Consider the following 24,303-nt stretch of genomic DNA (forward strand, 5'->3'; position numbering starts at 1 on the left):
ATGAAAAAAGTAACGGCGCCTACAATGCCTGAAGCGATGAAAAAGATTCGTAAAGAACTAGGCAGTGATGCAGTCATTCTGAATTCCAAAGTAACCTATACAGGCGGCTTTTTAGGGCTTTTTAAAACAAAGCAGATAGAAGTAGTGGCCGGCTTGGACCAGCCTGAGCCTTCTGCGGCTATGGAAACAGCAGCTACTGCAGAAAAAAAGGTATTAAGACCGGAAGACAAAAAGCTTGAAGAAGAAATACAGGAATTAAAAAAAATGGTCAGTGCGCTTTCTGTTAATCAGACAGGCTATCAGGAATTCCCTCAGCCTGTCAGGTCCATTCTTGAAAAGCTAAAAGATCAGGATTTTAAAGACTCCTGGCTCCTTGAAACAGGACAGAAGATGTATGAGCAGTGGCAGGAAACGCCTAAAACAGAGCAGCTCTCAGAGTGGACTGAGGACTATATCAGAAAGTCCCTTCAGCAGCAGACTCACGCAGGCATTGATGCATCCAAAAAGTACATCAGTCTGATCGGTCCGACGGGCGTAGGTAAAACCACCACAATTGCAAAGCTTGCAGCAAAACTTGTAATGGAAGATCAGAAGAAGATTGGTTTTATTACTTCTGATACATACAGAATTGGTGCAATTGAACAGCTGAAAACGTATGCCGAACTATTAAATGTACCGGTAGAAGTAATATACAGCCGTGATGATTTTGAAAAGGCACTAAACAGATTCAAAGATTTTGATCATGTATTAATTGATACTGCAGGAAGAAACTATCGTGAAGTGCAATATGTTGAAGACCTTGCAAAAACAATTGATTTTGAGATTGATATTCAGACATTCCTTGTCCTGTCAATGACTTCGAAATATAAAGATATGGCCGCTATTTATGAACGGTTTAATGATATTAATATTCAGGGACTGATATTTACTAAATGTGATGAAAGTGTAACAGTCGGTCCTGCTTATCATGTAATGACAGAAAGCGGTATCGGTGCTTCTTATCTGACAGACGGGCAGGCCGTACCTGAAGACATAGAAGAAGCATCCTACAGGAGAGTTAGTGAAATGATGGTTAAAGGTGTGTATAGCTGATGGACCAGGCAGAAACATTGAGGCAGAAGATGCTGCATATGAGTGATCCTTCAGGAAAGACGATTGCTGTCGTCAGTGGTAAAGGTGGAGTGGGTAAATCGAATTTTTCTATTAATTTTGCTTCTGAAATTGCTGCAAAAGGAAATAAAGTATTGCTGATGGATATGGATATAGGGATGGGAAATATTCATATTCTACTAGGTAAGTCATCAGCGAGTACGATTATTCATTACCTCGAAGGCACAGGATCGATTGAAGATGTAGTCGTTCAGGTTGAAGATAATTTATCTTATATATCCGGCGGTTCCGGCCTGAGTAAAATGGTAGAGTGGAAAGATCTTGAAATCGAACGCCTGATGAAAGGTTTTACAGAGCTTCAGAAATCCTATGATTATCTGATTTTTGATATGGGGGCAGGGGCATCTGAGAACGGCCTTGAACTGATCATGGCAGCTGATGAAGTGATTGTCATTACAACAGGCGAACCGACATCAATTATGGATGCCTATTCTATGATGAAATTTATCCATATGAAAGATTCTGATAAAGCATTTGCTCTTTTATGTAACCGGGTCATGAATCCTGAAGAGGGTAAGACAGCTCTTAAACGGCTGGAAGCTGCGATGAATAAGTTCTTGAATAAAAAGGTGCGGCTGCTCGGCAGTATTCCGGAAGATCCATCTGTCAGAAGGTCAGTTAACAATCAGACACCTTTTACCAAGCTTTATCCAGAGTCTCCTGCTTCAAGGACGCTTAAAAACATGACTGCAGCTTATATTGCGGAGCAGGATAGAGAAATCCATCACAGTAAAAGCCGGTTTACAGATCGACTTTCAGCTTTTTTTAGAAAAAAGTGAGGTGGAAAAATGGTACAGGATATCATTAAAGTATTAGTTGTAGATGATTCTGCATTTATGAGAAAGCTTGTTCAGGATTTCTTATCAGAACATGAAAAAATTGCGGTGGTCGGGACTGCAAGAAATGGTCAGGATGCTATTGCAAAAATCCGTCTTTTAAAACCGGATGTTATTACAATGGATGTTGAAATGCCGGTTATGAGCGGTTTAGAAGCATTGAAACACATAATGAAAGAGAATCCACTGCCGATTATCATGTTGTCGAGTACAACAAAGCAAGGAGCCGAAAATGCTCTTTTAGCCATGGATTACGGGGCAGTGGATTTTATAGCAAAACCTTCCGGGACTATATCACTAGATCTTCATCTGGTTAAAGATGAACTAATTGAAAAAGTTCTGTATGCTTCAAAAGCACATTTAAAAAAACCGCGTCCGTTGGAGCCATTCATAAAAAATGACGTGCAAACTAGTAAAAAAAGCCTGAAAAAGGTCGATAGTAGAATTGACAGACATTATCCGGCCGTAGTATTAATTGGTACTTCAACCGGTGGACCAAGAGCCCTGCAGACAGTTCTTTCTCATCTGCCCGGTAATCTGAATGCGCCAGTTATTATTGTGCAGCACATGCCGCCCGGATTTACAAAATCATTAGCTCAAAGGCTTGATCAGCTTTCACAACTGAAAGTTAAGGAAGCTGAAGATGGAGATAAGCTGATCAATGGCTGCGCATATGTTGCCCCAGGTGATTACCATTTGAATATCAATCAGCAGGGCACACATCTTTCATTGTCATTGAGTAAAGAACCGCCTCTAAGCGGGCACAGACCTTCAGTTGATTTTCTCTTCCAATCTGCTGCAAATTTAAAGGAAATAAAAAAAATTGCAGTAATTATGACTGGAATGGGTGCAGATGGGTCTAAAGGTCTGGTACAATTAAACCACAAAGAACATATTGAGACGATTGCAGAAGCGCAGGAAACCTGTGTTGTATATGGAATGCCTAAAGCTGCTCAGGCAACGGGACTCGTTACATATGTGGAGCCGCTTGAAGGGATTGCAAACAGAATTGTCAAAATAGCAGAAGGGTGAGTCCAACATGGAAATGAACCAGTACTTAGAAGTTTTTATCGAAGAAAGTAAAGACCACTTGCAAAACTGTAATACTCAAATGCTTGAACTTGAAAAAAATCCTGGAGACATTGCAATTGTAAATGAGATTTTCAGGTCCGCACATACGTTAAAAGGTATGTCAGCAACAATGGGATATGAAGACCTGGCAAGTCTGACTCATAATATGGAAAACGTTCTGGATGATATCAGAAACGGAAAGCTTTCAGTCACGACTGCTGTCATGGACGCCCTTTTTTCTGCAGTAGATGACCTTGAAGACATGACAGCTTCCATTGCATCCGGCGGAGATGGGAAAAAAGACGTATCCCGCTCACTCAGCCTGCTTGAAGCGATTCAAAAAGGCGAACCGGCTCCAAAGGCTGCAGCTGCAAACAATTCCTCCATTCAATATGATGAGTTTGAAAGGACTGTTATCGAACAATCATTGGAGCAGGGATATAAAGCATATGAACTGACTGTGAAACTGAAAGATGACTGTCTATTAAAAGCTGCACGTGTATATATGGTATTTGAGGTGCTCGAAAAAATCGGAGAAGTCATTAAGTCTAATCCGACAGTTGATCAACTCGAAGAAGAAAACTTTGATCAGCAATTTTGTGTAACAATTGCTTCAAAAGAAGAAAAAGATTTTATTGAGAAGAGCGTTCTGAAAGTTTCAGAAGTTGAATCAGCTGAAGCGGCTGCAGTAAACCTTGAAGCTGTAGAAGAAAAACCAAAGGCAGCGCAGGAAGCTGCTGTCACACAGGAAGTTGTTGTAGAAGAGTCGTCAAAAGAAACCCAGAAACAGGCTGTTTCAAATAAAACAATCCGTGTGAATATTGACCGTCTTGATGTTCTGATGAATTTATTTGAAGAACTTGTCATTGACCGTGGTCGCCTTGAGCAGATTTCTAAAGAATTGAATCATGGAGAACTGAATGAAACCGTTGAACGGATGTCCCGGATCTCCGGAGATCTTCAGTCGATCATTCTGACAATGCGTATGGTACCGGTGGAAACAGTATTCAACCGTTTCCCGAGAATGGTGCGTCAGCTTGCACGTGACCTTAATAAACAGATCTCACTTGAAATCAGCGGTCAGGATACAGAGCTTGACCGAACGGTTATCGACGAAATTGGTGATCCGCTTGTTCACCTGCTGAGAAATGCGCTTGATCACGGCATTGAATCTCCTGCAGCACGTAAAGAAAAAGGAAAGCCTGAGGAAGGTACAATCCAGCTTAGGGCTTATCATAGCGGAAATCACGTATTTATTGAAATTGAAGATGATGGAGCAGGCATCAGTAAAGAGAAAGTACTGAGTAAAGCGCTGTCAAGAGGGATCGTCACAGAGGAGCAGGCAAAAACGCTGACTGACTCCCAGGTATACGAACTGATTATGGCATCAGGCTTCTCTACAGCCGAGACTATTTCAGACATTTCCGGCAGAGGCGTTGGCCTGGATGTAGTAAAAACGACCATTGAATCACTCGGTGGCTCTATTACCATTCATTCCACAGAAGGACAGGGCTCGATTTTCTCAGTCCAGCTACCATTAACACTGTCAATTATTTCAGTTATGCTCGTAGAGGTTGAAGAAGAAAAGTTTGCTATTCCACTTTCATCAATCATTGAAACAGCAATTGTAAAGGATGAAGAAATTCTGCATGCGCATAACCAGCGTGTCATTGATTTCAGAGGAAAAGTGGTTCCACTTGTCTTCCTGAATGAAACATTTGATGTCAAAAAAGAAAATACTGAAGACATTCACTCAGTGATTATAGTCCGCAAAGGTGAAAAACTTGCCGGTCTGGTAGTAGACTCATTTATCGGACAGCAGGAAGTTGTATTAAAATCTCTCGGCGATTATCTCGGAAACGTATTTGCTATTTCCGGTGCAACAATCCTTGGTGACGGTCAGGTTGCATTAATCGTAGATTGTAATGCACTGATTCAATAAACGATTTTGATGAAATGAAATTCATAGCAGATAGGAGTGCAGTAAATGTCAAATCAGGATCATGATCTGAAAGTAATTGTGTTTCAGCTTGTAAATAAAGAGTATGCAGTACCAGTGCAAAACGTCCAGTCAATTGAAAAAGTAATGCATATTACGAGGGTGCCGGGTGTTCCTTCTTATGTGCGTGGTGTGGTCAATCTAAGAGGGGTCGTTACACCGATTATTGATCTCAGAAAACGCTTTTCTCTCGAAGATGGCACAGAAGATGAACATACAAGAATCATTATTGTGAATATAGGTGACATTGAAGTAGGCTTTATTGTAGATTCAGCTAATGATGTACTTGACCTCTCATCTGATTCGATTGAACCTCAGCCGAATGTTGTCGGCAGTATTGAAGCAGATTTTATTGAAGGGGTAGCAAAAATTGACCGCAGACTTCTTATTTTACTGCAACTTGATAAAGTGCTGGAGAACGCTGCATGAGTTATGAAGATGACATTACCGCATACCACCTGGATATATTAAGGGAAATCGGAAATATTGGTGCCGGTAATGCTGCGACTGCTCTGTCAGCATTGCTTGGTAACAAAGTTGATATGGCCGTTCCGCACGTAAAAGTCGTTTCTTTTGATGAAATGATGGATATCGCAGGTGGACCTGAAAATATTGTTGTCAGTGTATTTCTCCGGATTGAAGGTGAAATGACTGGCAGTATGTTTTTCATTCTTTCAACAACTCAGGCTGAAAGTTTTATCAGGACACTGACGAATAATAAATCATTTAATTTTGATGACATCGGGGAATCAGAGCTTGGTCTGTCAGCTCTTCAGGAAATGGGGAATATTTTATCCGGATCTTATCTGTCATCACTATCTGACTTTACAAACCTGAACCTTTATCCGACAGTTCCTGCTATTGCAATTGATATGGCAGGCGCGATAATCAGTTTCGGACTTGTGGAGCTTTCACAGGCAGGGGACAAAGTAATTGTAATTGATACAGAGCTTACTGATGATGGGGAAAAACGAGAAGGAGCAAATGGCCAATTTTTTCTTCTCCCGGATCCTGAATCATTTAAGATCCTGTTTCGATCTTTAGGAGTAGATTGATTTGATAAAAAACATCATTAAGGTGGGGATAGCAGACTCAGGTACAGTATCTCCACCTGATACAATCAGAACTTCAGGGCTGGGATCATGTGTCGGGGTTATTCTATATGACAGCAGAAGTCAAAAAGCAGGGCTGCTTCATGTCATGCTGCCCGATTCCTCTCTGGCAAGGTCCGGAGAAATTAATCCTGCGAAGTTTGCTGATACAGGCATTCCGCACCTGATTGAACAGCTCAACCTTCCGCCGTCACGGTTAAAAGCGAAAATTGCCGGCGGTGCTCAGATGTTCCAGTTTGCAGGGCAAAAAGATACGATGAGAATCGGTCCCCGGAATGTGGACGCAGTTAAAGAGGCATTATCTCAATTTAAAATTAAAATCGTCAGTGAAGACACCGGTGGCAGCAGTGGACGTACCATAGAGTTTGATCCGGTCACTACCAGTCTTCATATAAGAACAGTCAATGTCGGAGAAAAAGTGATTTAATCTGGAGCCTGAGTGGCTCTTTTTTAATTGGGAAAACACAAAAGCCACTCCTTTTGATATAATAGGAAATATATATAATCAGTCTTTATATTCAGATCCTAAAATTACAGGTCTTAAGGAGGCTTGCCATGAATCAGTCAGTTGATGATCAGGAAAAATATTATTGGCAGATGTGGACTGCCTCCAGAGATTCTCATGCGGGAGATATGCTTGTACAGCGGTATATGCCCCTCGTGCAGTACCATGTCCAGAGGATCAGTGCAGGGCTGCCTAAAAATGTATCAAGAGATGATATAAAAAGTCTTGGCTTGATGGGCTTATTGGATGCTTTGCAGAAATTTGATCCGGCGAGAGATTTAAAATTTGATACGTATGCATCATTCCGTATCCGCGGTGCAATTATCGATGGCTTGCGAAAAGAGGACTGGATGCCAAGGTCTGCAAGAGAGAAAGCAAAAAAAGTTGATGCGAAGATTGAAGAACTTGAGCAGCAGTCTCTCAGACATGTCGAAGCACAGGAAGTTGCAGCTGCACTCGATATGCCAGTTGAAGAAGTATACCAGATCACACAGGAGCATCTTTTTGCAAATGTTCTTTCCATGGACGATCAGTCCGGTGATCAGGACGATGAAGCTACAGCATTTACTTTAAAGGATCAGAATACAGTTTTGCCTGAAGAACAGCTAGTTAAAAATGAGTTACTGCAGGATTTAGCCGGCGTCATTTCTCAGCTGAATGAAAAAGAACAAACTGTTTTAAGTCTTTTTTATACGGAGGAACTGACACTGACTGAAATTGGTGAAGTTATGAATCTCTCAACGTCACGTATTTCACAAATCCATTCAAAATGCTTGTTCAAATTAAGAAAATTGCTGGCTACTGAATACAGCCGGTCTTAAAAGGAGCGGGTTCTATTGGGTCACAAACTGATTGGGCTGCAGGTAGCTATACCGAAAACGGTGGATGCCGGAAAAATTGCAGATCAGCAGCAACAGCAAAGTAATATTAATCAGAGTCAGGTCGCTGCAATTGCTGAAAAAGAACGGCTGAGGAAGCAGGAAAGTGTAAACCGTTACGGAGAAAGTGAGAAAACCAAAGAAAAGCGCGAACGTGAAAAGGGTGAGCGAAGAAGAAATCAGCCGGATGAGGAGCTGCAGCAAACCGGCAAAACTTCAGCTGCCGAAACGCACCCCTTTAAAGGAAGAAGAATGGATTTCTCAGGCTGAAAAGGAGTTATCATGATTTTATTTTTATTAATCCTGTCTATTATTTTCAATATCGCAGCGTTTCTTTCAATTTATCTTTTATTCATGAGACAGAACCGTCTGATCAGTAAAGAGGTACAGCATGAAAAAACGCTGAATGAAATTGAGCAGACATTTACAGGCTACCTGCTTGAAATGAAAGATGAAAATGAAGCGTTTTTAAAGCAATTCGAAAAAATAAGTCAGTCTCCGGAAAAAACTGAAATCCGGCCGGAGCCTGTAAAAGCTGAAGAGCGTGCACTGATGGTTAAGACTTCACGTAATCTTGCTAAAACAGCTTATAAAAAGCCTGAACCAAAACAGCTCACTGTAAGCGACCGGGCAAAAGAAATGGAGCGTGAAGGCCAGTCAATAGAAGAGATTGCCCGAACGCTTAATAAAGGAAAGACTGAAATAGAGCTTATGCTTAAATTCAGACAGCAGTCAGACAAAAAGAGTCATCAATAATCACTTGATGACTTTTTTTTTATGTGGTATAGTAATTAACGGTGTTAATACACACGCTTCGTGATTGGGCGGATGGTGCTGCTTGGATTAAGCAGTTTCCGACCTGTAAATGACCGGAGCGGAGGAGAATAACCACAAGGAGGAACTAACACTATGTCAGTAATTTCAATGAAACAATTGCTAGAAGCAGGAGTTCACTTCGGCCACCAGACACGCCGTTGGAACCCAAAAATGAAGAAGTATATTTTCACGGAGCGTAACGGAATCTATATCATTGACCTTCAAAAGACGGTTAAAAAAGTAGAAGAAGCTTACAAGTTCGTGAAAGAAGTTGCTGCTGACGGAGGAGAAATCCTTTTCGTTGGTACTAAGAAGCAGGCTCAGGAGTCTGTTAAAGATGAAGCAGAACGTGCAGGTATGCACTTCATCAACCAGCGCTGGTTAGGTGGAACGCTAACAAACTTTGACACAATCCAGCTTCGCATCAACCGTCTTAAGAAAATCGAAAAGATGGAAGAAGACGGCACGTTTGAAGTACTTCCGAAGAAAGAAGTAGTTCAGCTTAAAAAAGAATATGAGCGTCTTGTTAAATTCCTGGGTGGAATCAGAGACATGAAGAAGCTTCCTGATGCTTTATTCATCATCGATCCTCGTAAAGAGCGTATCGCTGTTGCTGAAGCAATCAAGTTGAACATTCCAATCGTAGGTATCGTTGATACAAACTGTGATCCTGACGAAATCGACTACGTAATTCCTGCAAATGATGACGCGATCCGCGCTGTCAAACTTCTAACTTCAAAAATGGCTGATGCTATTCTTGAATCAAAGCAGGTTGAAGAAGAGGAAGAAGAAGCAGTAGCTGCTGAGTAATAAATTTGAAAAGGTGATAAGCGGGAAAATCCCTTATCACCTTTTTTAAAGGATAAAAATGAATTTTTAACAGATATAAGGAGGAAATTTCATGGCTATTACAGCGCAAATGGTTAAAGAACTTCGTGAAAAAACTGGTGCAGGTATGATGGACTGCAAAAAAGCACTTCAGGAAACAAATGGAGATATGGATCAGGCAATTGACTTCCTTCGTGAAAAAGGAATTGCAAAAGCAGCTAAAAAAGCTGACCGTATCGCAGCTGAAGGTCTTACATTCATCAAGAGTAACGGCAACGATGCAGTGATTCTTGAACTTAACTCTGAAACTGATTTCGTTGCGAAAAACGAAGGTTTCCAGAAGCTTGGTGACGAATTAGCAGATCACCTTCTTACTGCAAAGCCTGAGTCTGTTGACGCAGCACTTGAAACTGAAATGAGCAACGGACAGAAAGTAGGAGACTACATTACTGCTAACGTTGGTAAAATCGGTGAAAAGATCAGCCTTCGCCGTTTTGAAGTACGCACAAAAGGTGATGACGCTGCATTTGGTGAATACCTTCACATGGGCGGAAGAATCGGCGTACTTTCAGTAGTTGAAGGTACAACTGACGAGCAGGTAGCAAAAGATGTAGCAATGCATGCTGCTGCCCTTAACCCTAAGTTCATCTCACGCGACCAGGTTTCTCAGGAAGAAGCTGACAGAGAGCGTGAAATTCTTACGAAGCAGGCACTTGAAGAAGGCAAGCCGGAAAATATCGTTGCTAAAATGGTTGAAGGCCGTCTGAACAAGTACTTTGAAGAAATCTGCATTGTGGATCAGCCATTCGTAAAGAATCCTGATCAGAAAGTAAAAGAATTCCTATCTTCAAACAACGCTAAGCTGACTGATTTCGTCCGCTATGAAGTTGGAGAAGGTATTGAAAAGCGCCAGGACAACTTCGCTGATGAAGTAATGAGCCAGGTGAAAAAATAATTTTTATTTAAAACAACAGGCGGGGACACTTTGTGTTCCCTCTTTTTTGGAAAAAATGAACCATACGGGAGGACTCTATGAGTAAATCAAGATACAATCGAGTGGTATTAAAATTAAGTGGTGAAGCACTTGCAGGTGAAGCAGGTTTCGGTATTCATCCTCCGATCATTAAATCTGTTGCCGAACAGATTAAAGAACTGTCTGATCTCGGTGTGGAAGTAGCAGTCGTTGTTGGCGGCGGTAATATCTGGCGCGGTAAGATCGGCAGTGAAATGGGAATGGACAGAGCTTCTGCAGATTATATGGGAATGCTTGCAACAGTGATGAACTCACTGGCACTTCAGGATAGTCTTGAAAATGCAGGGGTTGAAACCCGTGTTCAGACTTCCATTGAAATGAGGCAGGTGGCAGAACCTTACATCAGAAGAAAAGCCATTCGACATCTTGAAAAGAAGCGCGTTGTCATTTTTGCAGCCGGTACCGGAAATCCTTACTTCTCTACAGATACAACTGCTGCACTTAGAGCAGCTGAGATTGAAGCGGAAGTCATTTTAATGGCTAAAAATAATGTAGATGGTGTGTATTCAGCAGATCCTAAGGTTGATACAGAAGCTGTAAAGTATGATGAGCTTTCATTCCTGGATGTGCTTAAGGACGGTTTAGCTGTTATGGATTCCACAGCTTCATCCTTATGTATGGACAATGATATCCCGCTCATAGTATTCTCAATTATGGAGAATGGAAATATAAAACGTGCTGCACTTGGTGAACCAATCGGCACAGTTGTCAGGGGGAAAAAATAATGGCACAACAGACGATGAATGAAACAAAAGACAAAATGTCTAAGGCAATTCAATCTTTCTCACGTGAACTTGCGAGCATCAGAGCAGGCCGTGCAAGTGCTTCTCTGCTTGATAAGCTTCAGGTGGATTACTATGGTGCTCCAACGCCAATCAATCAGGTAGCTTCAATTTCAGTACCTGAAGCCAGACTTCTTCAGATTACTCCATATGATAAGACTGCGCTTGGAGATATCGAAAAAGCAATTCAGAAATCAGACCTTGGCCTGAACCCGGCTAATGACGGTACACTAATCCGTATCACGATTCCTGCATTAACTGAAGAGCGACGCCGTGATCTGGCTAAGCAGGTTAAAAAGGAAGCTGAAGAAGCTAAAGTTGGCATCCGTAACATCCGCCGTGATGCCAATGATGACCTTAAAAAGCAGGAAAAAGCAGGAAGCATTACTGAAGACGATCTACGCGGTTACAGTGATGACGTTCAGAAAATGACTGATGAGCATATCGCTAAAATCGATGAGCTTGCTAAAGTGAAAGAACAGGAAATCCTTGAAGTTTAAGGGCACTTTTATTCACTAGTACTGGGGCACAGTGCACCGCTTGAAAAGGCTGAGACATATTTGTCCCAGCCTTTTCTTTGTTTTACCCCATTTCAAAACAAGGTAACATTTTCAAGTATATATTTGATATGATAGGACTAGCATAAAATATGCAAACACCAATGGGGGATGTACAATGCTCGAAAAAATGAAAAGATGGACGTCCTTGAAAGAGCCGGACTCCCTTTTACAACGAATTTCTGAATGTAAAAACTATAAAATACCTGAACATATCGCCATTATAATGGATGGTAATGGCAGATGGGCAAATAAAAGAGCACTTCCGAGAGTGGCCGGCCACCATGAAGGAATGAAGACTGTAAAACCGATCACAAGGTTAGCAAATGAACTCGGTGTAAAAGCACTGACGCTTTATGCTTTTTCTACTGAAAACTGGGTCAGACCAAAAATGGAAGTTGAATTTCTTATGAAGCTGCCTGAAGAGTTTCTCGGTACATTTTTGCCTGAACTGATTGAAGAGAATGTACAGGTTCAGATGATGGGAGATCGCGTCCAGGTACCGGTTCACACATTAAAAGCTGTTGACCAGGCAATTGAAAAGACGGCTCAAAATGATGGACTCGTTCTTAATTTTGCGCTGAACTATGGCAGCAGAAATGAAATTCTACAGGCAGTAAAAGCTTTTTCTATAGATGTAAAAGAAGGTAAAAAAAATCCTGAAGAGCTGAATGATGACATTTTTAGCTCTTATTTAATGACTCCGCACCTGGGAGACCCGGACCTTTTAATCAGGACAAGTGGAGAGATCAGGCTGAGCAACTTTATGCTATGGCAGCTCGCTTACACTGAATTCTGGTTTACTGATGTCCTGTGGCCAGACTTTAAAGGTGAACACCTGATTGAAGCAATTGAAGGTTTTCAAAAGCGTTCCAGGAGATTTGGCGGTTTAAAAAGTGAGGACGTAACATGAAACAGAGAATTATAACAGGTGTACTTGCTGCAGCACTGTTTATTCCAGTCGTATGGGCGGGCGGCCTCTTCTTTATCGCTGGAATTTACTTTATAGCAACCGTTGCACTATATGAAGTATTAAGAATGCGCTCTATTCAGTTCAGATCAATCCCGGGTGCGATTTCCATGATTACGCTCTGGATTTTTCTGCTGCCAAATGAATACTATGAGTTATTAAATCAGCTCAATTATTCCAAAATAGAGACGGCGTTGTTATCAGTATTACTATTGCTCGTATATACAGTGCTGAAAAAGAACCGTTTTACATTTGATGATGCAGCATTTGCTGTTTTTGCGATGCTTTATGTAGGGATCGGCTTTTACTATTTCATTGAAACAAGAAATGTAGAAGACGGATCAGGGATATTCTGGGTTATATATGCACTCGTTATTATCTGGTCAACTGATTCAGGTGCTTATTTTATCGGAAAATCGATGGGTAAAAAAAAGCTTTGGCCTGATATCAGTCCGAATAAAACAGTTGAAGGTTTTATAGGCGGAATTATAAGTGCGCTTGCAGGCGTGCTGGTCCTTTATTTCCTTGTACCACTGGATACAGCGCTTTGGTATCTGTTGTTAGCAAGTATTATTTTATCTGCATTCGGTCAAATTGGTGACCTCGTGGAGTCTGCACTGAAAAGGCATTACGGCGTAAAAGACTCTGGAAATATTCTTCCGGGTCATGGGGGATTACTTGATCGTTTTGACAGCCTGTTATTTGTGCTGCCTCTCATGCATATCCTGCAATTAATCTGATGAAGGAGCTTTTTATATATGAAGAAGATATCATTGATGGGTGCTTCGGGGTCGATTGGCATTCAAACGCTTGATGTACTGAGAGCTAACCGGGACAGTTTCTCGTTAGTTGCTTTTTCAGTAGGGAAAAATATCGATCAGGCAAGAAAGATCATTGAGGAATTTGGCCCTTCACTTGTCTCAGTTCAAAATAGAGAAGATGCTGACGTACTCGCGGCAGAATACATAGGGAAAATTCAGGTGCTGTCCGGTAACGAAGGGCTGATTGAAACAGCCGTACATCCGGAAGCTGAGCTGCTCGTTAATGCAGTACTAGGAAGTGTGGGGCTTGAACCGACGCTTGAAGCAATAAAGGCTAAAAAAACAATTGCTATTGCCAATAAAGAAACACTGGTTACAGCAGGGCATCTTATCATGCAGCAGGCAGCTGAACATGGCGTAACCATTTTACCTGTAGACAGTGAGCATTCTGCGATTTTCCAGGCGCTTCAGGGGGAACAGCATAAAAATATAGAGAGACTTGTGATCACAGCATCGGGAGGCAGCTTCCGGGACTTAACCCGAAGTGAACTTGAAGGCGTTACGGTTAAAGATGCACTTAATCATCCTAACTGGTCGATGGGGGCAAAAATTACAATTGACTCTGCAAGTATGATGAACAAAGGGCTTGAAGTCATTGAAGCGAAATGGTTGTTTGATCTCCCTTACGATAAAATTGATGTTCTGCTGCACAGGGAAAGTATCATCCATTCAATGGTTGAATTCCACGACAGCTCTGTCATCGCACAGCTTGGCACACCCGACATGCGGGTGCCGATCCAATATGCACTCAGCTACCCTGACCGGTTTGTCCATAAATCAGATCAGCGTCTGAAGCTTGAGGAAATCGGCAAACTGCACTTCTCTGAGATGGATTTCAAACGATTCAGATGCATTGATTTTGCCTACCAGGCGGGAAGGACCGGCGGAACGATGACAACCGTTCTGAACGCAGCGAATGAAGCAGCAGTTGCACTCTTTTTAGAAGAAAAAATCAGCTTTCTGGATATAGAAAATGTGATTGAAAAAGCAATGGCTTCGCATGATCCGATTCAAAATCCTGATCTGGCTACTATTATCGGTACTGATCAGGAAACACGTTCAAAAATTCTTGCGGATTTTAAAGGCTGAAACTGCCACCAGTTTTTTATAACGTGCTACAATGGGTTAAAGTCCGTATTCACAGGACATAACAATGTAAAAGGTGGTTGTGACGATGAATTCTGTCATCGCATTTATAATAATTTTTGGGGCGCTTGTATTTTTCCATGAACTTGGTCATTTTGTGTTTGCAAAAAGAGCAGGCATTCTCTGCCGTGAATTTGCAATCGGGATGGGACCGAAAATACTTGCCTTTAAAAAGAATGAGACGCAGTACACACTCCGTCTGCTTCCGATCGGCGGCTATGTAAGAATGGCCGGGGAAGATGCAGAAATGCTTGAATTAAAACCGGGCTTCAGAGCAGGTCTGATTCTTGGTGAGGATGAAAAGGTAGAAAAAGTTATTTTAAATAATAAAGATCGCTATCCTGATCTTCGCGTTGTGGAAGTAGCCGATGCAGACCTTGATAAAGAGTTATACATCAAAGGTTATGAAGAAGGAGAAGAAACACTTCAGATTTTCAAGCTTTCAGAGAAGGCTGTATTCATTGAAGACGGTGTTGAAACGCAGATTGCACCATGGGATAGACAGTTCAACTCGAAAAAGCTTTATCAGCGTTTCCTGACGATCTTTGCGGGTCCAGCGATGAACTTTGTATTAGCATTTGTCGTGTTAGCGGTACTTGCTATGCTTGCCGGTGTTCCGAATGAAGAGCCGATATTGGGTGAGGTGATTGAAGGAGATCCTGCAAGTGAAGCGGGACTTCAGCAAGGAGATGTTGTAACTGCGATTGCAGGTAAGGAGATTACTACCTGGACAGACCTTACAGATATTATCAGTGATTCCCCTGGAGAAGAATTGACGATCGACGTAGTCAGAGACGGTCAGCCATTAACCTTTGAAGTAACACCAAGAGCGGAAGTTTATGAAAATGGTGATGAAGAGGTAACGCAGGGTATAATGGGTGTTTATAATGACCTGATAGAGTCTCCGAGCATCTTCCAGAGTATTGCCTATGGTGCTGAACGGACTTATGAATTTACCGTGCTGATCTTCAATCTGCTTGGACAATTAGTTACAGGCCAGTTTTCAATTGATGCCTTAGCAGGTCCTGTAGGGATCTATAAAAATACAGAAGCAGTCGCTGCAGCAGGTGTTTATCAGCTGATGCAGTGGGGGGCAGTACTGAGTATTAATCTCGGTATTATGAACCTGCTCCCGCTTCCTGCCCTTGATGGAGGCAGATTATTATTCTTCGGAGTGGAAGCGCTGCGAGGTAAACCGATTGACCGTCAAAAAGAGGGAATGGTCCATTTTGTCGGTTTTGCATTACTCATGCTTTTAATGATCGTTGTGACATGGAACGACATTCAGAGATATTTCTTATAACAGAGAGTTAGAGGTGCCAGTTATGAAACAAAGTCAAACGTTAATTCCAACTTTAAAAGAAACGCCTGCAGAAGCTGATGTTAAAAGTCATCAGCTTCTGCTGAGAGCGGGCTACATCAGACAAAACGCAAGCGGTATTTATTCTTTTCTTCCTTTAGGAAAAAAGGTGCTTCAGAAAGTGGAGAACATTATCCGTGAAGAAATGAACGCAGCGGGCGGTGTGGAAATGCTGATGCCGGCTCTACAGCCTGCTGAACTGTGGGAAGAATCAGGAAGATGGTTCACATATGGACCTGAATTGATGCGGATGAAAGACCGTCATGAACGTGAATTCGCACTTGGAGCAACGCATGAAGAAATGATTACGAGCCTTCTTAGAGATGAAGTGAAATCCTATAAGCGTCTTCCGTTGACGCTTTATCAGATTCAGACAAAATACCGTGATGAAAAGCGTCCAAGATTCGGCTTGCTGCGCGGGCGAGAATTCCTGATGAAAGATGCTTATTCATTCCATGCTTCTCAGGAAAGCCTGGATGAAGCATACGATAAACTGTTTGAAGCTTATAAAAACATCTTCAGAAGATGCGGTCTGAATTTCCGTGCAGTGCTGGCTGATTCAGGCGCCATCGGAGGCAAAGACAACCATGAATTCATGGTGCTTTCAGAGATTGGTGAAGATACGATCGCTTACTCTGATTCATCTGATTATGCTGCGAACCTTGAAATGGCTGCAGTTAATAAGCAATATGACAAGCAGAGCCCTAGCGGTAAGGAAAAAGAGGAAGTATCCACACCTGATCAGAAGTCGATTGAAGCAGTAGCAGATTTCCTTGGAACTGATAAAGAAAATACTGTAAAGTCAATGCTCTTTATCGTCGATGAAAAACCTGTTCTTGTTTTAGTCCGCGGTGACCATGAAGTAAACGACGTGAAAGTGAAAAACGCTGTGAATGGCCGTGTGGCTGAACTTGCTACAGAAGAGCAGGCGATGCAATATACGGGCGTGAAGCCGGGCTCAATCGGGCCTGTTGGACTATCTGAAGAGGTTACTGTCATTGCAGACAATGCTGTAGAAGCAATGGGTGATATCGTTGCAGGTGCCAACAAGGAAGGCGTTCACTATAAGCACCTGCAGGCAGGAAGAGATTTTGAAGTATCTCAGTATGCCGATATCCGCGTCGTTGTAGAAGGAGATCCTTCTCCGGATGGCAATGGAACGATTAAGTTTGCACGCGGCATTGAAGTCGGACATGTATTCAAGCTGGGAACTGTATACAGTGAACCAATGAATGCAACAATTCTTGATGAAAATGGACGTTCAAATCCGATGATCATGGGTTGTTACGGTATTGGGGTTTCCCGTACATTAGCAGCTATGGCTGAGCAGTTTAATGACGAAAACGGTCTGATCTGGCCTGGCAATATTGCGCCTTATGACGTTCATCTGATTGCAGTGAATATGAAGGATGAGACACAGTCACAGACAGCTGAGGAACTTTACAAGCTGTTAACAGATTACCGTTATGATGTGCTGCTTGATGATAGAAAAGAACGTGCAGGTGTAAAATTTGCAGATTCTGATCTGATGGGGCTGCCTGTCAGAATCACTGTAGGCAAGCGTGCTTCAGAAGGTATCGTAGAAATTAAGATCAGAAGCAACGGTGAATCATATGAAGTTCAAAAAGAAGAGTTAACAGACAAACTTCAGGAGATTTTCCGGCAGCTTTCTAATGATTAATCCTGAAAACTTTTAAAACCTGAGGCTGGTGCATGCACCAGCCTTTGCTGTCTCAAAAAGGAGGAAACATGGGTACTGATTTATCAAAAAAGGAAAAGTTCCGGCTGTTACTGACTCAATTGGATATGACCGGTGATCTGTACGCAGATCATTTTGAAGGAGCTGAAATTGAAAAGCTTGCAGTACACAAAAAAGATAAGAAGTGGCACTTTGTGTTCGGGCTCCGTACTGTTGTGCCCTGCAAGGTAATGAAGGACTTTACAGTCAGACTGAATCAGTCATTTCAGCATATAGCAGATGTATCTTTTACGATCCGCCACGAAAACGCTGATGTCAGTGCGGATACAGTGCTTGATTACTGGGAAACGTGTCTTGAAGAACTGCAGGGCATTGCGCCACCTTTACTGAAGCTGCTGACAGTACAAAAACCTGAAGTGAACGGCAACAAAATTACGATTAAAGTGTCAAATGAAACCGAGGGTTCGCAAATAAAGAATAAGTATGCTGATATTTTAAACAGTGCATTTGAAAAATGGGGATTCGGTCCGTTTGTCCTGCATACTGAAGTATCACAGGATGAATCAAATGAAGAGTATGAGGCGTTTGTTGAATCCAAGAGAAAAGAAGAAGAAGAATGGGCAAAGCAGGCACTTGTTGAAATGCAGAAGCTTGAAGATCAGAAAAATGCAGCTGACACACACACAGGCCCGGTTGCAATCGGGTATTCAATTAAACCGGATGAACCTGTAGCCATTAAGACGATTCAGGAAGAAGAGCGTAAAATTGCAGTTCAGGGACTCGTGTTTGATGCTGAAGTGAAAGAACTCAGAAGCGGAAGATCATTATTAACATTCAAAGTTACCGATTATACTGATTCAATACTTGTGAAGATGTTTTCCCGTGATAAAGAGGACGCTGCAATTATGCAGCAGCTTAAAAAAGGCATGTGGGTCAGAGCAAAAGGGTCTATTCAAAACGATACTTTTGTCAGAGACCTTGTCATGATCGCGAATGATGTAATGGAAATCCAGCCTGTACTCAGACAGGATACATCTGAAGAGAAACGTGTAGAACTTCATCTTCATACGCCAATGAGTCAAATGGACGCTGTGTCGTCTGTTTCTTCTCTGGTTTCACAGGCCGCAAAATGGGGACATAAAGCTGTTGCAATTACAGATCACGCAGTAGCCCAGTCATACCCTGAAGCTCACGCGGCCGGTGCAAAGAATGATATTAAAATCTTGTACGGGCTTGAAGCAAACCTCGTGGATGATGGTGTGCCGATTGCTTACAATACTGCAGACAGAGATCTTGAAACTGAATCCTATATTGTGTTTGACGTTGAAACAACCGGTTTATCAGCCGTATACGATAAAATTATTGAACTTGCTGCGGTGAAAGTAAAAGAAGGGGAGATTATAGACCGGTTTGAACGGTTTGCAAATCCTCATCATCCTCTGTCAGCTACGACGATTAACCTGACAGGGATTACAGATGATATGGTCAGGGATGCACCTGAAATTGAAGATGTACTCGCAGATTTTAATGAGTGGTGTGGTCAGGATACGCTTGTTGCGCACAATGCCTCATTTGATATGGGCTTTTTAAATGTCGGCTATAAGCGGGCAGGAATGGATAAAGCGTCTAATCCTGTCATTGATACGCTTGAACTTGCGAGATTTCTACACCCGGAATTTAAGAACCACCGTCTGAATACGCTCGCCAAGAAGTTTGACGTTGAACTGACTCAGCATCACCGTGCAATATTTGATGCGGAGGCAACCGGCTATATTCTTGCAAGGCTGTTAAAAGAAGCAAAAGAAAAAGGCATTACAAACCATAACCAGCTAAACGATTATATGGGTGAAGGTGATGCGTTCAAACGGGCAAGGCCGAACCATATCACGATACTCGCTCAGACTCAGGCTGGTTTGAAAAATCTGTTTAAGCTGGTATCCATCTCACACCTGGAGTATTTTTACCGGGTTCCGCGTATCCCAAGATCTCTATTGAATAAGCACAGAGAAGGCTTACTGATCGGTTCTGCATGTGATAAGGGTGAGATTTTTGAAGGGATGATGCAGAAGTCTCCTGAAGAAGTGGAAGAGCTTGCGGACTTTTATGATTACATAGAAGTGCAGCCGCCTGCAGCTTATCAGCACCTGATAGATTTGGAGCTTGTAAGAGATGAAAACAACCTGAAGGAAATCATTCAAAAAGTTGTAGATTTCGCAGATAAGATGAACATTCCGGCGGTTGCTACAGGAAACGTTCATTACGTAAATGAAGAAGATAAAATTTACAGAGAGATTCTGATCGCTTCACAGGGCGGGGCGAATCCATTAAATCGTCATAAGCTGCCAGATGTCCATTTCAGAACAACGAATGAGATGCTTGATGCTTTTTCGTTTATCGGAAAAGATAAGGCAAAAGAAATTGTGATTGATAATACAAATAAAATTGCTGACATGATTGAAGATGTCACACCGATCAAAGATGAACTTTATACACCTAAAATTGAAGGTGCAGATGAAGAGATGCGTGAAATGAGTTATGGAATGGCACGCAGCATCTATGGGGAAGAGCTGCCGGAGATCGTTGAAGCAAGGCTTGAAAAAGAGTTGAAGAGTATTATCGGACATGGTTTTGCCGTTATTTACCTCATCTCTCATAAGCTTGTTAAAAAATCGCTGATTGACGGTTATCTGGTGGGATCACGTGGATCTGTCGGCTCTTCATTTGTTGCGACGATGACTGAGATTACTGAGGTTAATCCGCTGCCGCCTCATTATGTCTGTCCTGAGTGCAAGCAGTCTGAGTTCTTTAACGACGGCTCGGTCGGTTCAGGGTTCGACCTTGACGATAAGGATTGTCCTCAGTGTAACGTTCCTTTTATTAAAGACGGTCAGGACATACCGTTTGAGACGTTCCTTGGATTTAAAGGAGATAAGGTGCCTGATATTGACCTTAACTTCAGTGGTGAATATCAGCCTGTCGCCCATAACTATACAAAAGTGCTGTTTGGTGAAGATTATGTATATCGTGCTGGAACAATTGGAACCGTAGCAGACAAGACAGCTTTCGGTTACGTGAAAGGATATGCAGGTGACAATAATCTCCATTTTAGAGGTGCAGAGGTTGAAAGACTTGCAGGCGGATGTACAGGTGTAAAGCGTACAACCGGTCAACACCCGGGCGGTATTATTGTTGTTCCGGACTATATGGATATCTATGACTTTACACCAATTCAGTTCCCGGCAAATGCGAGTGAATCAGAATGGAAGACCACACACTTCGACTTTCACTCAATTCATGACAATTTGTTGAAGCTCGACATTCTCGGTCACGATGATCCGACTGTGATCAGAATGCTTCAGGATCTATCAGGAATAGATCCTAAAACCATTCCAACAGATGACCCTGAAGTGATGAAGATCTTCAGCGGTACTGAATCACTTGGAGTGACTGAAGAACAGATCATGTGTAAAACCGGTACACTCGGTATTCCGGAGTTTGGTACACGCTTTGTAAGACAGATGCTTGAAGATACGAAGCCTACAACATTTTCTGAGCTTGTCCAGATCTCAGGTCTGTCACATGGAACTGATGTATGGCTAGGGAATGCGCAGGAGCTGATCCATAATGGGATTTGCGAACTGTCTGATGTAATCGGGTGCCGTGATGATATTATGGTGTACCTGATCTATCAGGGACTGGAGCCTTCACTAGCATTTAAAATTATGGAATTTGTCCGTAAAGGGAAGGGTCTTTCTCCTGAGTGGGAAGAGGATATGAAGAATAACGGTGTACCGGACTGGTATATTGATTCATGTAAAAAAATCAAGTACATGTTCCCTAAAGCCCACGCCGCCGCTTATGTTTTGATGGCTGTAAGAATTGCTTACTTCAAAGTTCACCACCCGATTATGTACTATGCAGCATACTTTACAGTCAGAGCTGAGGACTTTGATCTTGAAGCAATGGCAGGCGGATCACAGGCAATTAAAGCTAAAATTGAGGGGATCAACGCTAAAGGGCTTGATGCTGCTCCAAAAGAGAAAAGTTTACTGACTGTACTTGAACTTTGTCTTGAAATGGTGGAGAGAGGGTATACTTTTAAACAGGTGGACCTATACAAATCTGACGCCAAAGAGTTTAAAATTGAAGGCAGCTCTCTGATCCCTCCGTTTAACGCAATTCCGGGCCTTGGAACAAATGCAGCGATCAATATCGTTGAAGCAAGGAAAAACGGTGAGTTTTTATCGAAGGAGGATCTTCAGAAGCGCGGTAAAGTATCCAAGACGATTATCGAATATCTCGATTCACAGGGATGCCTTGCTGGACTGCCTGATCAGAACCAGTTATCGCTGTTTTAAGCGATTTGCACGGGTTCGCTATATATGGTATTATATTCACGGAAATGTTTTAGATAACTCTGACGTCAAAAGAGTGGGTGCCGCCCGCTCTTTTGTGTTGTTTCAGGCATTTTTCAGAGAATAATGGAGGAAACAGATGAGTAAAATTACTGAACTAACTGAAGAACTTGTAAACCCAATTCTAGAAGATATGAACCTTGAACTAGTAGATGTGGAGTTTGTGAAGGAAGGGTCTAACTGGTTTCTCCGCGTATTCATTGATAAAGAACCCGGCGTTGATATTGAAGAGTGCGGGATTGTCAGTGAACGCCTGAGCGAAAAACTGGATGAACTGGATCCGATTCAGCAGAACTATTTTCTTGAAGTCTCGTCTCCAGGTGCTGAGCGCCCTCTGAAAAAGGAAAAAGACTTTCATAACGCGATTGGCAAACACGTGTATGTCAAAACCTACGAACCAATCGAAGGGATGAAAGAAATCGAAGGCGTACTGGACAAATATGATGGAGAGTCATTAACGATAAATGTAACCATCAAAACGAGAAAAAAAGAAGTAACAGTTCCGAAAGAAAAAGTAGCAAAAGCCAGACTGGCCGTTACATTTTAACTGGTGAAAGGAGAGAAAAGAATGAGTACTGAACTACTTGATGCGCTGATATACCTTGAAAAGGAAAAGGGTATTGAACGCGATGTCCTGATCGATGCGATTGAAGCAGCACTTGTATCTGCGTATAAGCGCAATTTTAATCAGGCACAAAACGTTCGTGTTGACCTAAACCTCGATAACGGGTCAATGCGTGTATTTGCAAGGAAAGAAGTAGTGGATGAAGTATTTGATTCACGCCTTGAGATCTCTATTGACGATGCTCATGAAATCGATCCTGCTTATGAAGTGGGAGATATTGTAGAACTTGAGGTCACGCCACGCGATTTTGGACGTATTGCAGCTCAGACTGCCAAGCAGGTTGTCACGCAGCGTGTAAGAGAAGCAGAGCGCGGCATTATATATACTGAATTTGTTGACCGTGAAGATGATATTATGACAGGTATTGTTCAGCGTCAGGACCACAGGTTTATTTACGTGGCACTCGGCAAGATTGAAGCCCTGCTTCCACTGAATGAGCAGATGCCTAACGAATCATATAAACCGCACGATCGCATTAAGGTGTATATCACTAAAGTTGAAAGAACAACTAAAGGACCTCAGATCTTCGTATCAAGAACGCACCCTGGTCTTTTAAAGCGCCTGTTTGAAATCGAAGTGCCTGAAATTTTCGATGGGACGGTTGAGATTAAGTCAGTGTCACGTGAAGCCGGAGACCGCTCAAAGATCTCTGTTCACTCTGATAATGAAGAGGTTGACGCTGTAGGTGCCTGCGTTGGTGCAAAAGGCGGCCGCGTTCAGGCAATCGTCAATGAACTAAAAGGTGAAAAGATTGATATTGTAGAGTGGTCAGAAGACCCGACAATCTTTGTTGCCAACGCACTGAGCCCGTCAAAAGTTGTTGATGTGCAGGTGAATGAAGAAGATAAAGCGACGACAGTCGTAGTCCCTGATTATCAGCTGTCACTTGCGATTGGTAAGCGCGGTCAGAATGCAAGACTTGCTGCAAAGCTGACAGGCTGGAAAATTGATATTAAGAGTGAAACTGACGCACGTGAAATGGGAATCTTCCCGCGTGATGATCAACCGCTTTTCTCAGATGAAGATATGGAAAATTCATTCTCATATCCGGAAGATGACATCGAGTAAAGGAGTTCATTCAAGTGACAAAAAAACGTAAAATACCTTTACGAAAATGTGTTGCAACGCATGAAATGAAAGAGAAAAAAGAAATGATCCGCATCGTCCGTTCAAAAGAAGGGGTCGTTTCAATTGATCTTACTGGAAAGAAATCAGGACGTGGCGCATACTTATCTAAAGATAAAGATGCGATTTTAAAAGCTCAAAAGAAAAATGTATTATCAAGCCACTTAGAAGCAGAAGTACCGGACGAGCTGTACGACGAGCTTCTTGAATTAGTGGAAGCGGGATCTAAGTAAATGAATCAGCCTAAATGGATGTCATTACTGGGTCTTGCGACTCGGGCAGGAAAAGTTATATCAGGCGAAGAATTAGTAATAAAAGAGGTCAGGAACAGCAAAGCAAAGCTAGTCCTGCTTTCAGAGGATGCGTCAGCAAACACGATGAAAAAAGTGACTGATAAAGCATCGTTTTATAAAGTTCCGGTCAGAACGGTTAAAGACCGTTATCTGCTCGGACAACTGATTGGCAAGGATGCAAGAGTTACCGTTGCAGTACTTGATAAAGGCTTCGCGGATAAACTGATCTCACTGCTCGACGAATCTTAACGGGGGTGAACGA

Annotated in this window: 24 protein-coding genes; all 24 read left to right on the top strand. The window is 42.3% G+C overall.

Features of this window, described 5'->3' with window-relative positions; translation table 11 throughout:
* The 24 genes from flhF to JOD21_RS12650 all read left to right on the top strand — a co-directional run bounded on the left by flhF (window position 1) and on the right by JOD21_RS12650 (window position 24,290).
* A complete protein-coding gene (gene flhF / locus JOD21_RS12535; protein WP_239581580.1) occupies window positions 1-1,092 on the top strand; it encodes a flagellar biosynthesis GTPase FlhF in 1,092 nt (363 codons plus the stop codon).
* Window positions 1,092-1,949 (top strand): MinD/ParA family protein, encoded by an 858-nt coding sequence (locus JOD21_RS12540; protein WP_204729942.1) that lies wholly within the window; start codon window positions 1,092-1,094, stop codon window positions 1,947-1,949. Before flhF ends, JOD21_RS12540 begins: the two co-directional genes overlap by 1 nt.
* 9 nt (window positions 1,950-1,958) lie before the next feature.
* Window positions 1,959-3,038, top strand: coding sequence for a protein-glutamate methylesterase/protein-glutamine glutaminase (locus tag JOD21_RS12545; RefSeq protein WP_239581576.1), 1,080 nt, complete (start codon window positions 1,959-1,961; stop codon window positions 3,036-3,038).
* Between the two features lie 7 nt (window positions 3,039-3,045).
* Complete coding sequence (locus tag JOD21_RS12550) at window positions 3,046-5,019, top strand: chemotaxis protein CheA (RefSeq protein ID WP_204729943.1); 1,974 nt, start codon at window positions 3,046-3,048, stop codon at window positions 5,017-5,019.
* Window positions 5,020-5,064: 45 nt separating this feature from the next.
* Complete coding sequence (locus JOD21_RS12555) at window positions 5,065-5,505, top strand: chemotaxis protein CheW (RefSeq protein ID WP_204729944.1); 441 nt, start codon at window positions 5,065-5,067, stop codon at window positions 5,503-5,505.
* Window positions 5,502-6,131, top strand: a complete 630-nt coding sequence (locus JOD21_RS12560) for a chemotaxis protein CheC (RefSeq protein ID WP_204729945.1) — start codon at window positions 5,502-5,504, stop codon at window positions 6,129-6,131. Before JOD21_RS12555 ends, JOD21_RS12560 begins: the two co-directional genes overlap by 4 nt.
* Window positions 6,127-6,615, top strand: coding sequence for a chemotaxis protein CheD (locus tag JOD21_RS12565; RefSeq protein ID WP_204730016.1), 489 nt, complete (start codon window positions 6,127-6,129; stop codon window positions 6,613-6,615). The genes JOD21_RS12560 and JOD21_RS12565 overlap by 5 nt, the downstream gene beginning before the upstream one ends.
* A 128-nt stretch (window positions 6,616-6,743) precedes the next feature.
* Entirely contained in the window at window positions 6,744-7,514 is a 771-nt protein-coding gene (locus tag JOD21_RS12570; RefSeq protein ID WP_204729946.1) for a FliA/WhiG family RNA polymerase sigma factor, read from the top strand.
* A 15-nt stretch (window positions 7,515-7,529) separates the two neighbouring features.
* Window positions 7,530-7,841 (top strand): hypothetical protein, encoded by a 312-nt coding sequence (locus JOD21_RS12575; protein WP_204729947.1) that lies wholly within the window; start codon window positions 7,530-7,532, stop codon window positions 7,839-7,841.
* 12 nt (window positions 7,842-7,853) lie between these two features.
* Entirely contained in the window at window positions 7,854-8,327 is a 474-nt protein-coding gene (locus JOD21_RS12580) for a hypothetical protein (RefSeq protein ID WP_204729948.1), read from the top strand.
* Window positions 8,328-8,480: 153 nt separating this feature from the next.
* On the top strand, window positions 8,481-9,197 hold the full coding sequence (gene rpsB / locus JOD21_RS12585; RefSeq protein ID WP_204729949.1) for a 30S ribosomal protein S2: 717 nt from the start codon (window positions 8,481-8,483) through the stop codon (window positions 9,195-9,197).
* A gap of 91 nt (window positions 9,198-9,288) precedes the next feature.
* Window positions 9,289-10,170, top strand: a complete 882-nt coding sequence (gene tsf, locus JOD21_RS12590; RefSeq protein WP_041122423.1) for a translation elongation factor Ts — start codon at window positions 9,289-9,291, stop codon at window positions 10,168-10,170.
* 77 nt (window positions 10,171-10,247) lie between these two features.
* On the top strand, window positions 10,248-10,973 hold the full coding sequence (gene pyrH / locus JOD21_RS12595; RefSeq protein ID WP_204729950.1) for a UMP kinase: 726 nt from the start codon (window positions 10,248-10,250) through the stop codon (window positions 10,971-10,973).
* The gene (frr, locus tag JOD21_RS12600) at window positions 10,973-11,530 is read left to right on the top strand and encodes a ribosome recycling factor (RefSeq protein WP_204729951.1); all 558 of its coding nucleotides are present in this window, start codon (window positions 10,973-10,975) and stop codon (window positions 11,528-11,530) included. Before pyrH ends, frr begins: the two co-directional genes overlap by 1 nt.
* Before the next feature lie 175 nt (window positions 11,531-11,705).
* A complete protein-coding gene (locus tag JOD21_RS12605; RefSeq protein WP_204729952.1) occupies window positions 11,706-12,500 on the top strand; it encodes an isoprenyl transferase in 795 nt (264 codons plus the stop codon).
* A complete protein-coding gene (locus JOD21_RS12610; RefSeq protein WP_204729953.1) occupies window positions 12,497-13,297 on the top strand; it encodes a phosphatidate cytidylyltransferase in 801 nt (266 codons plus the stop codon). Before JOD21_RS12605 ends, JOD21_RS12610 begins: the two co-directional genes overlap by 4 nt.
* Before the next feature lie 18 nt (window positions 13,298-13,315).
* Complete coding sequence (dxr, locus tag JOD21_RS12615; protein ID WP_204729954.1) at window positions 13,316-14,467, top strand: 1-deoxy-D-xylulose-5-phosphate reductoisomerase; 1,152 nt, start codon at window positions 13,316-13,318, stop codon at window positions 14,465-14,467.
* Between the two features lie 85 nt (window positions 14,468-14,552).
* Window positions 14,553-15,827: an RIP metalloprotease RseP gene (gene rseP, locus JOD21_RS12620; RefSeq protein ID WP_204729955.1), complete on the top strand. Its 1,275-nt coding sequence runs from the start codon at window positions 14,553-14,555 to the stop codon at window positions 15,825-15,827.
* A 22-nt stretch (window positions 15,828-15,849) separates the two neighbouring features.
* Window positions 15,850-17,565, top strand: a complete 1,716-nt coding sequence (locus JOD21_RS12625; protein ID WP_204729956.1) for a proline--tRNA ligase — start codon at window positions 15,850-15,852, stop codon at window positions 17,563-17,565.
* 68 nt (window positions 17,566-17,633) lie between these two features.
* Window positions 17,634-21,941, top strand: coding sequence for a PolC-type DNA polymerase III (locus JOD21_RS12630; protein WP_204729957.1), 4,308 nt, complete (start codon window positions 17,634-17,636; stop codon window positions 21,939-21,941).
* Between the two features lie 136 nt (window positions 21,942-22,077).
* Window positions 22,078-22,545 carry a ribosome maturation factor RimP gene (gene rimP / locus JOD21_RS12635; RefSeq protein WP_204729958.1) on the top strand — a complete coding sequence of 156 codons (468 nt, stop codon included), beginning with the start codon at window positions 22,078-22,080 and terminating at the stop codon, window positions 22,543-22,545.
* 21 nt (window positions 22,546-22,566) lie between these two features.
* Window positions 22,567-23,691: a transcription termination factor NusA gene (nusA, locus tag JOD21_RS12640; protein WP_204729959.1), complete on the top strand. Its 1,125-nt coding sequence runs from the start codon at window positions 22,567-22,569 to the stop codon at window positions 23,689-23,691.
* 14 nt (window positions 23,692-23,705) lie between these two features.
* Window positions 23,706-23,981: an RNase P modulator RnpM gene (gene rnpM / locus JOD21_RS12645; protein WP_204729960.1), complete on the top strand. Its 276-nt coding sequence runs from the start codon at window positions 23,706-23,708 to the stop codon at window positions 23,979-23,981.
* The gene (locus JOD21_RS12650) at window positions 23,982-24,290 is read left to right on the top strand and encodes a YlxQ family RNA-binding protein (protein ID WP_204729961.1); all 309 of its coding nucleotides are present in this window, start codon (window positions 23,982-23,984) and stop codon (window positions 24,288-24,290) included.
* Window positions 24,291-24,303: the final 13 nt, after the last annotated feature.

The organism is Jeotgalibacillus terrae (assembly GCF_016908195.1).
Classification (GTDB): Bacteria; Bacillota; Bacilli; order Bacillales; family Jeotgalibacillaceae; genus Jeotgalibacillus; species Jeotgalibacillus terrae.

What these genes read in the sequence shown, in the direction of transcription:
- pyrH (WP_204729950.1), top strand. Translation starts at nt 10,248, where the DNA reads ATGAGTAAATCAAGATACAATCGAGTGGTATTAAAATTAAGTGGTGAA.
- dxr (WP_204729954.1), top strand. Translation starts at nt 13,316, where the DNA reads ATGAAGAAGATATCATTGATGGGTGCTTCGGGGTCGATTGGCATTCAA.
- JOD21_RS12545 (WP_239581576.1), top strand. Translation starts at nt 1,959, where the DNA reads ATGGTACAGGATATCATTAAAGTATTAGTTGTAGATGATTCTGCATTT.
- JOD21_RS12550 (WP_204729943.1), top strand. Translation starts at nt 3,046, where the DNA reads ATGGAAATGAACCAGTACTTAGAAGTTTTTATCGAAGAAAGTAAAGAC.
- tsf (WP_041122423.1), top strand. Translation starts at nt 9,289, where the DNA reads ATGGCTATTACAGCGCAAATGGTTAAAGAACTTCGTGAAAAAACTGGT.
- JOD21_RS12605 (WP_204729952.1), top strand. Translation starts at nt 11,706, where the DNA reads ATGCTCGAAAAAATGAAAAGATGGACGTCCTTGAAAGAGCCGGACTCC.
- rimP (WP_204729958.1), top strand. Translation starts at nt 22,078, where the DNA reads ATGAGTAAAATTACTGAACTAACTGAAGAACTTGTAAACCCAATTCTA.
- flhF (WP_239581580.1), top strand. Translation starts at nt 1, where the DNA reads ATGAAAAAAGTAACGGCGCCTACAATGCCTGAAGCGATGAAAAAGATT.
- rseP (WP_204729955.1), top strand. Translation starts at nt 14,553, where the DNA reads ATGAATTCTGTCATCGCATTTATAATAATTTTTGGGGCGCTTGTATTT.
- JOD21_RS12570 (WP_204729946.1), top strand. Translation starts at nt 6,744, where the DNA reads ATGAATCAGTCAGTTGATGATCAGGAAAAATATTATTGGCAGATGTGG.
- JOD21_RS12540 (WP_204729942.1), top strand. Translation starts at nt 1,092, where the DNA reads ATGGACCAGGCAGAAACATTGAGGCAGAAGATGCTGCATATGAGTGAT.
- JOD21_RS12580 (WP_204729948.1), top strand. Translation starts at nt 7,854, where the DNA reads ATGATTTTATTTTTATTAATCCTGTCTATTATTTTCAATATCGCAGCG.
- JOD21_RS12650 (WP_204729961.1), top strand. Translation starts at nt 23,982, where the DNA reads ATGAATCAGCCTAAATGGATGTCATTACTGGGTCTTGCGACTCGGGCA.
- JOD21_RS12630 (WP_204729957.1), top strand. Translation starts at nt 17,634, where the DNA reads ATGGGTACTGATTTATCAAAAAAGGAAAAGTTCCGGCTGTTACTGACT.
- JOD21_RS12625 (WP_204729956.1), top strand. Translation starts at nt 15,850, where the DNA reads ATGAAACAAAGTCAAACGTTAATTCCAACTTTAAAAGAAACGCCTGCA.
- JOD21_RS12610 (WP_204729953.1), top strand. Translation starts at nt 12,497, where the DNA reads ATGAAACAGAGAATTATAACAGGTGTACTTGCTGCAGCACTGTTTATT.
- frr (WP_204729951.1), top strand. Translation starts at nt 10,973, where the DNA reads ATGGCACAACAGACGATGAATGAAACAAAAGACAAAATGTCTAAGGCA.
- rpsB (WP_204729949.1), top strand. Translation starts at nt 8,481, where the DNA reads ATGTCAGTAATTTCAATGAAACAATTGCTAGAAGCAGGAGTTCACTTC.
- JOD21_RS12555 (WP_204729944.1), top strand. Translation starts at nt 5,065, where the DNA reads ATGTCAAATCAGGATCATGATCTGAAAGTAATTGTGTTTCAGCTTGTA.
- JOD21_RS12560 (WP_204729945.1), top strand. Translation starts at nt 5,502, where the DNA reads ATGAGTTATGAAGATGACATTACCGCATACCACCTGGATATATTAAGG.
- nusA (WP_204729959.1), top strand. Translation starts at nt 22,567, where the DNA reads ATGAGTACTGAACTACTTGATGCGCTGATATACCTTGAAAAGGAAAAG.